Origin of the sequence: Lactiplantibacillus nangangensis, from assembly GCF_005405065.1 — a bacterium.
Taxonomy (GTDB): Bacteria; Bacillota; Bacilli; order Lactobacillales; family Lactobacillaceae; genus Lactiplantibacillus; species Lactiplantibacillus nangangensis.
The window spans coordinates 49,252-62,325 of sequence record NZ_BJDI01000001.1; the positions used below are offsets into that span (position 1 = coordinate 49,252).

Annotated in this window: 12 protein-coding genes; 3 read left to right on the top strand and 9 right to left on the bottom strand. The window is 42.7% G+C overall.

Annotation, left to right across the window (positions count from 1 at the left end):
- Positions 1 to 45: 45 nt before the first annotated feature.
- A complete protein-coding gene (locus FFM70_RS00240; RefSeq protein ID WP_137614857.1) occupies positions 46 to 1,407 on the bottom strand; it encodes a cytosine permease in 1,362 nt (453 codons plus the stop codon).
- 223 nt (positions 1,408 to 1,630) lie between these two features.
- On the opposite strand from FFM70_RS00240, the gene FFM70_RS00245 reads away from it, so the two are divergent.
- Positions 1,631 to 2,848: a multidrug efflux MFS transporter gene (locus FFM70_RS00245; RefSeq protein ID WP_137614858.1), complete on the top strand. Its 1,218-nt coding sequence runs from the start codon at positions 1,631 to 1,633 to the stop codon at positions 2,846 to 2,848.
- Positions 2,849 to 2,888: 40 nt separating this feature from the next.
- Here the strand turns inward: FFM70_RS00245 and FFM70_RS00250 are convergent, their stop codons facing one another.
- From FFM70_RS00250 to FFM70_RS00270, 5 genes are all read right to left on the bottom strand, one after another.
- Positions 2,889 to 3,722: a PRD domain-containing protein gene (locus tag FFM70_RS00250; RefSeq protein ID WP_137614859.1), complete on the bottom strand. Its 834-nt coding sequence runs from the start codon at positions 3,720 to 3,722 to the stop codon at positions 2,889 to 2,891.
- A gap of 21 nt (positions 3,723 to 3,743) precedes the next feature.
- The gene (locus FFM70_RS00255) at positions 3,744 to 5,195 is read right to left on the bottom strand and encodes a glycoside hydrolase family 1 protein (RefSeq protein ID WP_137614860.1); all 1,452 of its coding nucleotides are present in this window, start codon (positions 5,193 to 5,195) and stop codon (positions 3,744 to 3,746) included.
- Positions 5,196 to 5,198: 3 nt separating this feature from the next.
- Positions 5,199 to 7,043 (bottom strand): PTS beta-glucoside transporter subunit IIBCA, encoded by a 1,845-nt coding sequence (locus FFM70_RS00260; protein WP_137614861.1) that lies wholly within the window; start codon positions 7,041 to 7,043, stop codon positions 5,199 to 5,201.
- Between the two features lie 239 nt (positions 7,044 to 7,282).
- Positions 7,283 to 8,221: an alpha/beta hydrolase gene (locus FFM70_RS00265; protein WP_137614862.1), complete on the bottom strand. Its 939-nt coding sequence runs from the start codon at positions 8,219 to 8,221 to the stop codon at positions 7,283 to 7,285.
- Positions 8,222 to 8,250: 29 nt separating this feature from the next.
- Positions 8,251 to 8,703, bottom strand: a complete 453-nt coding sequence (locus FFM70_RS00270; RefSeq protein WP_137614863.1) for a DUF1836 domain-containing protein — start codon at positions 8,701 to 8,703, stop codon at positions 8,251 to 8,253.
- A gap of 211 nt (positions 8,704 to 8,914) precedes the next feature.
- On the opposite strand from FFM70_RS00270, the gene FFM70_RS00275 reads away from it, so the two are divergent.
- A complete protein-coding gene (locus tag FFM70_RS00275; RefSeq protein ID WP_137614864.1) occupies positions 8,915 to 9,388 on the top strand; it encodes a nucleoside 2-deoxyribosyltransferase in 474 nt (157 codons plus the stop codon).
- 111 nt (positions 9,389 to 9,499) lie between these two features.
- On the opposite strand, the gene FFM70_RS00280 is transcribed toward FFM70_RS00275, so the two are convergent.
- A complete protein-coding gene (locus FFM70_RS00280; RefSeq protein WP_137614865.1) occupies positions 9,500 to 10,171 on the bottom strand; it encodes a hypothetical protein in 672 nt (223 codons plus the stop codon).
- Between the two features lie 328 nt (positions 10,172 to 10,499).
- Here FFM70_RS00280 and FFM70_RS00285 point away from each other — a divergent pair, with 328 nt between their 5' ends.
- A complete protein-coding gene (locus FFM70_RS00285) occupies positions 10,500 to 10,937 on the top strand; it encodes a hypothetical protein (protein ID WP_137614866.1) in 438 nt (145 codons plus the stop codon).
- Between the two features lie 215 nt (positions 10,938 to 11,152).
- Here FFM70_RS00285 and FFM70_RS00290 read toward each other — a convergent pair whose 3' ends face one another.
- Entirely contained in the window at positions 11,153 to 11,788 is a 636-nt protein-coding gene (locus tag FFM70_RS00290; RefSeq protein WP_137614867.1) for a beta/alpha barrel domain-containing protein, read from the bottom strand.
- A 15-nt stretch (positions 11,789 to 11,803) separates the two neighbouring features.
- Positions 11,804 to 13,066, bottom strand: coding sequence for a PTS ascorbate transporter subunit IIC (locus FFM70_RS00295; RefSeq protein WP_137614868.1), 1,263 nt, complete (start codon positions 13,064 to 13,066; stop codon positions 11,804 to 11,806).
- Positions 13,067 to 13,074: the final 8 nt, after the last annotated feature.

The window sequence follows — 13,074 nt, forward strand, 5'->3', positions numbered from 1 at the left end:
TTACGCCCCTTTAAATTTCGTTTACTCCTCCATTGTAATCCAAATTTAAGCTGATTTGGTTTTCATGGGGTAGAAAATCCGCATTAATCCCATATAAAGGAACCCAACAATTACCATATCGATGAAGGTGGCCCCTAAGATGTCCGCGACAAACGGAATATGTTTCAATAGCAAATAAATAATGACACCCAGCACCCAACAAGCTAGCGCAATCCAATTAATCCCATGGGAATACCAATACTGTCCCTGCGAACTCGCCAATTCATTAACATCATAGTTTTGATGATGCCGCCAATAATAATCAACCAACATGACGGTAATCATCGGTCCCAGCACCATCCCGATATAGTCCAAGAACGCCGTAAACGCGGCTAAAAAGCTCCCAATCACTAGTGGAATCAAGGTAACCAATGTCGCAATCAAGGTGACGGCCCACAAGGCTGGTCGTAAGCGAATCTTGGGAAAAATGTTCGAGAGCGCCGAGCCCGCCGCCAACAAATTGACCGCGTTGGCCGTCATACTCGTTAAAATAATGACGAGTAACGCTAAAACCCCTAAACCCAAACGACTGGCAATCGTGCTGGGGTCCGAATTATTCGGATCATAAGTCCCAGAAGTAATTGCAATACTAATGGTTGCGGCCAGCCCAATAAAGGCAAACCAGAATACCCCAGTAAACGCGCCTAAGAACGGCATCTTCGTCGACCCCGACCGTTTGGTAAAATCGGCACCAGCAATCACCCAGGCGAGATTAAACGCCGCTAACGTGTCCATCCCAGCCCCCGCAGTCATGTGCAACTTAATTGGGGCATGCCAGGCAAACAATTGTGGGAATGTGACCGTTTTGAAGACTACGACTGATTCCCACAAGACGAAAGCAATGACTAAAATAATCCCAATTCGTTCAACAATTTGAACAGAACGTTGTCCGACTGATACGCTTAAAAAATGGAGGATGCTCATGACGATGACCCCCATGATCAGACCCTTGGCCCCACCCGGCTGACCATAGATTGGCCAACCAATAATATCGTGTAACAAATAACTCACCGAGGTGGCGGCAATAAATGTATTCACGGCGGTCCAACCAATGTAAATGGTTAAATTAACGAATGATGGCACGTAGCTCCCACGCACGCCAAACGACCCACGAATCAAACTCATGGTTGACGCACCGGTCTTGTAACCCATAAAACCGACCAATGATAAGCACAAATATGATAACGTCGACGAAGCAATAATCACCTTCAAAGCAGTTAATAACCCACAAGCTGCTAAGACCCCACCAACATACCATGTCCCGTTGTTGGCATTGGCACCGATCCAAGTGGCAAACATGTCCCAGTTCGACATGTGCCGGTGTTCTGGTGCCACGACTTCAATCTGATATTTTGGTTCTTGCTTCACGACGTTCACCCTTTCTACAATTGTTAACCATTGTCCTTTTTTCAGCGGCAATGGTCAAGTCACTTTTACCTAAATTCGGTCGTTGTACTTACTTTTAAAAAGCCGTAAGATGAAGAGTAGAACATGATTGCATCAGTTTAACCGACTTATTTTCAAAAATAAAAAATGAACTGCTGGTAGTTTGCGTAATTAATTAGTAAGTAGCATCAGAGGAGGCTTCCATTTGAAAGGGGCACTTGAAGGTTGGCGACGAAATCTCGCCGTTTTATGGTTAGGCACATTTATTGCGGGGATGGGCTTTTCAGAAGTCATGCCCTTTCTATCACTTTATGTAAGTGAACTGGGCCACTTCACCCGCGGACAATTGACGATGTACAGCGGCCTGACTTATGCAGTCACCTTTTTTGTGATCGCAATTGTCTCGCCACTTTGGGGTAAGCTGGCCGACCGGCGTGGCCGTAAGCTCATGCTCTTACGTTCATCGCTCGGGATGGCCATAGTCATTGGCGCAATGGGCTTTGTCCACAATATCTGGATGCTAATTCTCTTGCGATTCTTGCAAGGACTCTGCGCAGGTTATATTCCTAACGCGAGTGCCTTAATTGCCACCGAAACACCCAAAGAAAGCAGTGGCACTGCAATTGGGATTCTCACCACCGGCTATGTTTCTGGTAACCTAATTGGCCCCATTTTAGGCGGTGTCTTGGCACAAGTTTTCTCAATTCGGCTCACTTTTATCATTACTGGGATTCTCTTGTTGATTGTCTTCGTCCTAAGCTTAACGTTGGTCCACGAAAATTATCATCCAGAACCACAAAAAGCTGACGCTGAAACGGGGAGTTTGCTGAGTCAATTCAAAAATCCAACGTTAATCGTGACGTTGCTTGTTTCTACCATGATTATTCAGATGGGGAATAACTCCATTACCCCGATTATCAGTCTGTACGTCAAACAATTGATGCATAATGTCGGTCCAATTACGGTCGTTGCCGGGATTATTGCCGCCTTGCCCGGGATTTCTACCCTATTGTCGGCACCGCGCTTAGGCCATCTTGGCGATACGCGTGGGACTGATCGTATTTTAGTTTTCGGCTTTGTCTTTGCCATTTTGATGTACTTCCCGCAAGGCTTCGTTTCCAGTATTTGGACATTGGGCCTATTGCGGTTCATGATTGGGATTTCCGATGGCGCACTCTTTCCCACAGTTCAAACGCTATTGTCGAAAAACACCCCACATCGGCTAACGGGGACTATTTTTAGTTGGAATCAATCCTTTCAAGCACTTGGTAGCATGTTAGGTTCCCTACTGGGTGGGGCCGTATCGAATTGGTTTGATTACAATGGTGTTTTCATTTTCACCGCATTATCACTACTATTGAACTTCATTGTCGTTTTGATTTTCATTCCTAGTATGCGGCATCCTTTTCGAAATAAAGCGTAAACAAAAGTACCACCAACCGTTGAGTTAGTAGTACTTTTATTCACTTCAGAATCCGTTGAATTTGCATTGCCATTAACATAATCTCTTCATCCGGCAACGGGTCCGAAAACTTCATATTCAAATAAGCCGCTACTTTTTCTGCAATTTGGTAAGCTCGTCGATTTTGTCCCTGAACCAATGCCACCATTGCGGGATCACCATCCGTTAATAAATTGTGGGCAATTGCACGCTCAACTAAGAACTTCACGTGAACTAAACAGCGCTGATAATTTGGATCAGATTCATCCAAAGTCCCACCAGCCTGATATTTAATAATATTAATTACCCGACCGATCAGTTGACCCGCTTTTAACGCATCTTTCCGTTCATCCGTGCCATTCTCTGCATTAATAACATGTGCTGCAATATTAGCTGCCTCTTGATCGGAGAAATCAGTGCCTAAATGGTCATTCATCAGTTTTACAGCAAAGCTGCCAGTCGCAAACTCAGCCGCATAATAAGTCTTGATTTCCCAATAAACCCGATTTGTAATGACAATTCCTTTTTCAGCTCGCTCTAAGGCAAACTTTAAATGATCAAGCAGTGATATAAAGAGCGTATCGCTGAGCTTCATGTGTAACCGATCAGTAGCGTGGTTAATCACTTGTTGCGTAATTTCAATCAGCTGAGGTGATGATGAGGCGATTGTCGTCAATAGTTGCTCAACATTGGGATCAGGTGCTGGAACGAAAACTTGATTAAAGTCCCCATCAGTCACGACTGTTCCGGATTTCTTGCCATAGCCGATGCCTTTACCAAGCAAAATGAATTCTTGGTCACGCTCATTCGTGGCCAACACAACACTAGAATTCAAAACTTTTTTGATGTGCAGCATCTCATCACCTCCACTCTCAGTTTAACTTAAGTCAGCACCATTTGTCTGAATAACTTTCTGATACCAAGTGAACGAATCCTTCTTATAACGGTTTAAAGACCCGTGCCCTAAATCGTCCTCGTCAACATAAATGAAGCCATAGCGTTTCGACATTTGTGAGGTAGATGCACTGACTAAATCAATTGGCGCCCAACTAGTGTAGCCCAATAAATCAACACCTGCATCTACAGCTTGAATCATTTGTTCAAAGTGTTCCTTAAAATACTTAATCCGATAATCATCATGCACGTGATGATCAGTGGTCAGTTTATCCTTGGCCCCCATCCCATTCTCAACAATCATCAAAGGTTTATGATACCGATCATAGAGTTGCAACAATGAGATTCGCAGACCCACCGGATCAACCGTCCAACCCCAATCAGTCGTTTCCAAATGTGGATTCTTACCACCAACTACTGTATTACCAGTAGTCAATGTCAAGTTGCTGTCATCGTATGATGATACCATCGACATATAGTAACTGAATGAGACGAAGTCGACAGTATTTGCCTTTAGAATTGCCAAATCATCTGGTGCCATGGTAATTTCAATACCTTGTTCTTTGAAATAATTCAAAACTAAGGCCGGATATTCCCCAAAAACTTGCACATCAGCTGGAAAATAGTTCATTGTATTCTTGTTGAATGAGGCCAGCACATCCCGTGGATCTGACGAGTTTGGATAATCCGTCAATTTAGTCAACATACAGCCAACTTGGCTCCCTGGAATCGTTGCATGGCACGCCTTAGTAACTAAAGCCGAAGCAACGAATTGATGATGAAAAGCCTGATATTCGGTCTGCAACAAATTCTCAGTTTGATCTGGAATAATTCCAGCTGAAGTAAAGGGATGCCGCGTAACACTATCAATCTCATTGAAGGTTAGCCAATATTTGACATCATCCTTGAACGCCGTAAAACATGCCTGACAAAATCTAACAAATAAATCAATGACACGGCGATCTGCCCAACCGTTATACTTCGTGGCTAACGCAAGAGGCATTTCATAATGCGATAACGTCACAATTGGTTCGATATTCACCGCATGCATTTTGGCGAACACTGCCTTGTAATAAGCTAAACCAGCTTGGTTTGGTTCTGGTTCTTCGCCAGTTGGAAAAATTCGCGTCCAAGCAATCGATAAACGTAAGATCTTGAAGCCCATTTTATGGAACAGCTCAATGTCTTCTGGATAACGATGATAAAAATCAATCCCTCGCCGTTTAGGATAATCAGCCGTATCTTTAGTCTTAATAGCAGCATCAATATCGGCCGTTGTCACACCAACTTGTTTACGATAATCTTTAACATCAACTTTAGGCTTGTAGGTCGCAACATCGGCCACAGATAAACCTTTACCATCTACATCCCAGGCACCCTCAACTTGATTAGCAGCAATCGCGCCGCCCCATAAAAAGTCTTTTCTTAATCCCATCTGTTAAACTCCTAACTTTGCAATATTCATGACTGAGTCATTAATTGAGTTCTCACCAGTTTCATCGACAGCAACTGTGTAATCATTTTGATTGGTCACAACCATCATAGTCACTGGATTATAGCCCGCAGCTTTAATTTTATCGAGGTCAAATGTTTCGAGTAATTCGCCAGCTTCAACATGTTGGCCGACTTTAACATCTGATTCGAAATACTTTCCGTTAAGTTGCACTGTATCCAGCCCAATATGGAATAACAACTCGGCCCCATTATCAGTCTTCATACCCAATGCATGCTTAGTTTCGTAAACCATTTCAATTGTCCCAGCAGTCGGCGCAACTAGTCGGCCTTCACTTGGATCGACCGCAATCCCTTGACCAATCAAGCCCTGAGAGAAAACATCATCAGGTACTTCGGAAAGCGGCATTACTCTGCCCGCAATTGGTGCATTTAAATCTTCAGCAGCAACTTCGGTAGTCGTCGATTTGGGTTCATCTGTTGTAGTATCGGTTTCATTTTTCCAAGAAATCAGACCAGCAATGAATGCAACCCCAAACGAAATCACAAAACCAATCAAAGCATGAATTAAATTAGCTGGATTACTCTTATCTACAAACATCGGCAAACTAGCTAGTCCAGGACCAACTGCTACAAACCCTGCTAACCCAACCAATCCAACATAAGCACCACCAATAACACTACCTATAATAACGCTAATTAATACTCTTTTATGCTGAATCGTCACACCATATAGTGCTGGTTCGGTAATACCAAACATTGCCGAAATCCCAGCAGAAATCGCAGTTGCACGTAATTTTGTATCTTTAGTTCGTAAAGATACAGCAAAGCAAGCACCACTTTCTGCCAAATTATGCGCCAATGACGCAGGATTATACAGTGATTCTCGTCCTGTTGAACTGAGACTAGAAATAACATATGGAATCATTGGTTTGTGCATTCCTGTTATAACCATAAACGGTAAAATCCCAGCCAACAAAGCAGTTGCAATCCAGCCAAAGTGAACATTCAAGAATAAAATAACACTAACAAAACCCTCACCAACGACATAACCCAATGGTCCAAGAAATAGTAATGTAACCGGTGCCGTAGTCAGCATTGACATCATTGGGACAAAAAAGATTCGAATGTTTTTTGGCGAATACTTCGTGAACAACTTTTCCATGGCTGCATAGAATAAAACGCTTAGAATTGCCGGAAAAACCTGCGAACTATAAGTCACGTTCATCATTTTCAAGCCAAATAATTCTGTTCCTTTAGTCAGCATGGTAACAATATCTGGTAAAATCAAGACACCCACGATTGACATCGCAACCAGCTCATTAACTTTTAACTTCTTTGCAGTTGTTACAGCAACTATAAGTGGTAAAAAATATAATGGCGCTGTACCAATTAAGTTCAAGACTTGATATGTTTGACTCTTATCACTCATCCAACCGAACATAGAAACTAACATCAGCATTGCTTTAAGAATCCCACCACCGGCAATCGCAGGTACTAGCGGTTGGAAAACACCAATAATAAAGTCTAAAGTGACTTTACCAAATGATTGCTTAGGTCCTTTAGCACCTGAGCCACTGGTTTTGCCGTCCAATTCTGATTCAACAGCGTCAAACATTTCAACAACATCATTTCCGATAATAACTTGGCATTGACCCCCGGCAATCACCGCACCGAGAACCCCATCAATTTTCTTTAATTGTTCCAAATCTGCTTGATCAAAATCATTCAAGGTGAATCGTAGCCGGGTTGAGCAATGAATTAACGTAGCTACATTTTTTGCGCCACCAACGCCGGCAATAATTGCTTTAGCACTTGTCTTAAAATCCATTTTGTTCCACTCCTTTAGACATAAAAAAACAGGATCTGAAAAGCGATTGGGTCGTCACCCAATAACTTTTTAGATCCTGCCTGCTTTACCAGTTACATGTCTAATTTTATTCGTTTGTATGTCATTAATGTAAGCCCTTACTTGGCTGCTGTCAACCTTTTTTATAATTGTTTTTATTCTGAAACATCAAAAAAGCTAGTCGCTTAGGAATGCTTAATCCAATCAACTAGCCTTTTTGCCTACTTCATATACTGACCCATAAAAGCTGAAACTTTTTCCTCATACTGCTTGGGTTGCTTATTTAAGGCTTCACCATGCTTAGCACCAGGAACGACCCACAACTTCTTGTCTTTAACCGTCGTTGCTTTGTAATTCTCGTAAACCATTTTAGTTGGCACAAACGTATCGACCGACCCATGAATAAAGAAGATGGGTAACTTGTTCTTCTTCAATTGGTTAACCGAACTTGCTTCAAGGAAGTTGAAATGGGCTTTCCAATCTGCGACCCAGCCTGCCGTATAGATCAACGGGAATTTTGGTAAGTGATACAGCTGTTTTAATTCATACGACAATTCATCGCTAACACTCGTATAACCACAGTCTTCAACAATCGCTTTAACTTGAGTTGGTAACTTTTCACCACTCATCATCATTACGGTCGCGCCACCCATCGAAACCCCAAACAGCCCAATTTGGCTATCGGTTCCTAAGCGTCGTACCACTTGCTTAGTCCATTTGACGTAATCTAAACGATCTGGCCAACCGAAGCCATAGTAATTGCCTTGACTTTGACCATTACCACGATCATCTGGGGCCAAAACATTATAGCCTTGGCGATGCCAGAGTCGAATATAGCTCGCCATCTGTTCCTTATTTCCCATATAACCATGGGCCACGACAATCGTTCGCTTAGTCTTCTTAGTAGCCGGCACAAAGTCCGCAACCAATTTAAGATTATCCGTTGCCGAAGTTTCATGCCAAGTTTGCTTATCGACTTGCTTGAGCCACGCCTTATTTTTAACCAGAATCGCGTGACTCTTCTTCGAGGTCGAAGTTAACACTTTGGGGGTCGGTTCAAACGCAAAGTGATACAAATAGAAGCTCCCACCAGTAATCCCAATTACGAGAACAGCTACAATCCCCACCAATGCAAGTGTCCATTTTTTCTTAGTTGTCATGCTTTTAATTCCTCTCTCATGTCCAAAACTCATGCCAAAGTTTCTCGTGTCAATAAATGATAAGCAACTGTCTGGGCTGCAAATTGAATAACTTGCGTTGTCTTATCTGCGCTGCTAACTAATACTGGCTGTGCCTGTATCGCTTGTTCAAAAGCCATAGCGAATTCTACATAGCGTTTCTCAATCAAGCGAGAATCCCGAATAGCCAAAATTGCGCGACTAATCGTATTTAAGGAAAAATCTTGCTTTAAAATCGTCACGACTAGCACGGCCACAATTTGATTACGTTGATATTGGCGATTCACTGGTCGACTAAAAAAGTGTTGTTTAACATAGCTGTTCACCATCGTTTTAGTAACAGCTGGCAAACCAAGTGGTGCTAACCTTTGATTCACAAATTGCAGTAATTGATCCATATAGATTGGCATCGTTGGCAACTGTTGCCACGGCACCAATTTAAATTCTGTTAAAGTTGTTGTCATCAAAAAAGCCTCCAAATACTACGTCTTAATTTACCTGAAACTAGCTTTGATTACAAGACCTCTTAGTTTAATCATTAGGTTATGTAGAATTATAATCTATATAATAAATAATCATTATTTACTTAATATTGACAAGACTTGAAACCCATAGCTGCTTTCGGCTAAAATAAGACATACCTAAAACTACTGCACCAAAGAAAGGACGTTCTTCATGAATAACGTTTATTTAGCAGCTCCCTTTTTTGACGATGCGCAACAAGCCCGTATTGAACAAGTAAAGGCCGCATTAATTGCGAATCCAACGATCAATTCTGAGGGAATCTTCTTACCTCAAGAACATCAATTTGAAGATGAACCTTTCGGCAGCCGTGCTTGGCAACAATACGTTTACGCCTCGGACATGCGTCAAGTTCACCGGGCCGACTTAGTGGTTGCTTTGCTCGACTTTGACATGACGAGTGATACCAACGAACCCGACTCTGGCACCATGTTTGAAATTGGCGCCGCTGTCGCTGAAAAGACGCCAGTGTTAGTCGTTCAATTCGATGCTGACAAGCAGTTAAATCTCATGATTTCCCAAGGCTTGACAGCTTACTTCGATGCTAGCAAGGATGGGTTGCAAGAATTAGCCACTTACAACTGCGATGATTTGAGATCTAAGCCAGCCAATCGACCAGTCTTCTAAACTAAACGATAACTTCTCAAGTCACTGCCTAATCGCAGTGATTTTTTTCGTGCAAAAAGCTACGCTGATTTTCCAGCGTAGCCAATTTATTGTCTATTATAATCAGTCTTCTTAGCTTAGTGTATAAATCACTGAAGTAGTCGCACCGGTTGGCGTTAAATATTGCAGTGTAAAGTCGCGCAACTGCTTTTCTGGGTATTCCGGACTAATTGGTAGGTTAATCTTCACAATGCCATCCGAAGTCCGATGATCATCGTTAAAGACGGTATCGCCGACAGGTTGAGCTTGCCAAACTTGCTCCCCCGTTTTTAGTCGAATGAGTTTGGAAATATTATAGAAATGACGATTTTTACCAGGATGAAAACCTTGCATCATTTCAATATGATAAGGGACTTGGACTTGTAACACCGATAATCCCGACCGATTCGCTTTGATGATGGTCGGGCGTTTCAACGTCGTGCTATAAATGCCATTCAGAACTTGGTTGTATTTGGCGGGAGTCGTAATGGCCTTCGCAAAATGGAAATGGTTCTCAACGCGACGGGCCTCTTGCTCATTTTTAGTAAACTGTTCTTCTGAATCATTTAGGCCGATAAAGTCAGCGTTAGTTGCTGGTTTTGCCAGTTCATCGGTTACGCCCAATGTCACGGTCACGGGCTGCTTGACCCGTGGTTTAGCCGTCGTGACCCGCTGTTGCGCCGCTGATTGTGTGCGCGTATATAAATGACCGCTGATTGCCCCCAGCGCAGCTAGGCCAGTTACAATTAAAAGTAATTTTTTCATAAGTGATTTCCCCATTTGATTTGCTGATGTCACAAGCATAGCTTTAACAATCAACCCCAACAAGGCATAACCCAATATAACTAATACTTGAAATTAAAATTACTATTAGAACCAACTTCCTGATAACTAGGCGACTAGACAGTCATTTGAATATAACATTTTTTATTTTCACAGAAACAACCAAATTTTCGTCTCAAACATTTAAGAACCTAACGGCAAACCACCTGATTACTCTCACAATAACCTTACAAACCTGATTAATCGCCGGCTGTACCCATTCGCGCTACAATGCGGCCCAAATATCATTCAATGATAGGTGGTGATCTGAATGCAGCTACTAAAAACTTGGGGCCGTGCCTATTGTCAGACCGGCCTATTCTTTGCATTAACCTTCTATTCAGTCACGGCACCCCCATATGGCCCATTCGTTTTCAAATGGACTAACGTTAACCGTTACTTTTTACTATCCTATTTAGTCGGTTACCCACTAGTCATGTGGCTTGCCCCACGATTAACGCAGCCCCCAATCCACCTGATTTCACTGCAGGCACAAGTCTTAAAACAACTCATCAGCGAACGAACCACACACAATAACAATAGCCGCCAACCGGCATTGCATCTCGACCGTCTCTTATTACGTCAAGAAGCCACCGATGATTTTATGAACGCTTGCTTGGGCTTTATTTGGCACGGCATTTTGATGCTAGTTGCGTTTCCTGGGCTCCTCATCATTCTAATCATTCGACTGCTACGAAAAATCAGATAAATTACATTACTCATGAGAACCACAGTTATACTAAAGAAATTTACTCATCGGTATTTCATGATGTGTTGATTGAAGCGTGTACACCAATCTTAAAGTGTCGAAACCAATCATTTTAATGACACAAAATAAAAATCATACTAAAACTAGCTCTGTAAAATCTGATTTGATTTTACAGAGCTAGTTTTAGTATGTTTATTAAACAATCAATCTATCAGCTAATTGTTTTCACGATATGCAGCTAATTGATTGGTTAAACGTTGCGCGTTTTGTTGGATATGTTCCATACTGCCATTCGCTAAGAGACCGCCAAAGGCAACACAATCAGCCCCAGCATCTAGGAAGTCATTAAAATTATCAAATGTCCCGCCTCCGGATGCCAAGATAGGCATATTAGGAATTGGTGTCTTGATCACGTTAATTAGCTTTGGACCATCGACTGCGGACCCAGGGAAAATCTTAACGAAGGCCGCACCATAGGTCATGGCTTCAACTGCTTCCGAAACGGAGTTGCATCCCGGCAAGTATGGTACTTGATACCGGTTAGCCATCAATGCAACTTCTTTGTTAAATTGTGGTGAGAGGATGAAGTCGGCCCCACTCATGATTGCTAAGCGCGCGGTAACTTCATCTAAAACTGTCCCAGCACCGATCAAAATCTCAGGGAACTGTTTCTTAACTTCTTGAATTGACTCCTGGGCTGTCGGAACAGTGTAGCTCAATTCAATCAGCTTAACGCCGCCTTTTAGTCCAGCTTCGGCGATGTTAAGTGATGTTTGAACGTCAGCACGAACGACTGACATAATGCCATAGTCACGAATCTTTTTAGTAACAGTTGCTTTCTGAATATCCATTTATAATACCTCGTTTTAGAAGATGCTAAATACTTGTTTCAAGAGAATCCCAACGACGTTGTAATCAACATTAGGGAACGTTGATCCTTGAATACCCATTTGTTGGAGTACAGGCAATAATAATAATGGTAAGAATGCTAACATCAAGCCCATTACGAATGAGCCAGCTAAAGCACCCCGCCAACCACCGGTAGAATTACCAAAGACACCAGCGGCCCCGCCTGAGAAGAAACAGATATGGGCTGCAGGGATGATAACAGTTGAGAAATGGAACACCGTCATGATGACAATCCCTAACAGACCGGCAGCGTATGAGCCAAGGAAGCCAACTAACACAGCGGTTGGCGCGTAAGGGAAGATTGTTGGAACATCAAGTGCAGGACGTGAACCAGGAATGAATTTCGTTGAAATTGAAACGAACGCATTCGTAATTTCTTCAAGGAACATCCCAACACCATACATCAAGACACTCATTGCGGCGGTAAAGGTTAATGCTTGAATTAGAGGGAAGACTAACCAGTGAACACCACCGGCAATTTTAGCTGTAGCTGCTTGGCCAGCCGCAAAGGTAGCCACGTAAAACATGATGAGCATAACGATTGCAACACCAATGATGAAATCTTTGAATAATGACAGAAACTTAGGAAATTTAATATTTTCGGTTGTTTCATTTGCATGCTTTTTGAAGAGCATACCGACTAGGCCAGAGGTCGCATAACCGATCATGTTGAAATGACCAATCGCTTGGGCATCCCCACCGGTAATCTTCCGCATAAACGGTTGACATAGGGCTGGTAAAGCCGTTGAACAGAAGCCTAAGATCGTCCCACCGAGGATAATGGCCCAGGCATCGTTCAAGCCTTCAAACTTCAAAATCAACGCTAGAACACAGGCGAAGAATAATGAATGGCCACCGGTGAAGAAGATGTTTTTAAATGGTGTGATCCGTGCAAAGACTAAGTTCATCGCAAAGCCTAGAATTAAGGTCAACGCAACAACGAACCCGTATTTACCTTGGGCCATCGCAGTCGCCGCTTCGGGTGCCGCAATGACACCGTGAATATGAAATCCGTCTTGGAAAAGCACGTTGAATGATTGTAACGTGCTGGTAATCGTGGTTGCCCCAATTTGGAAGATTAAGAAACCAACGATGGTCTTCAAAGTCCCTTTAGTGACATCCGTGAAATCCTTACCTTTTTGAGCAACTAAACCAATGAAAGCCACGGCACCTAGTAGGATAGCCGGACTACTAAATAAACTGATTAAGAACTTTAGCATGGGTTACG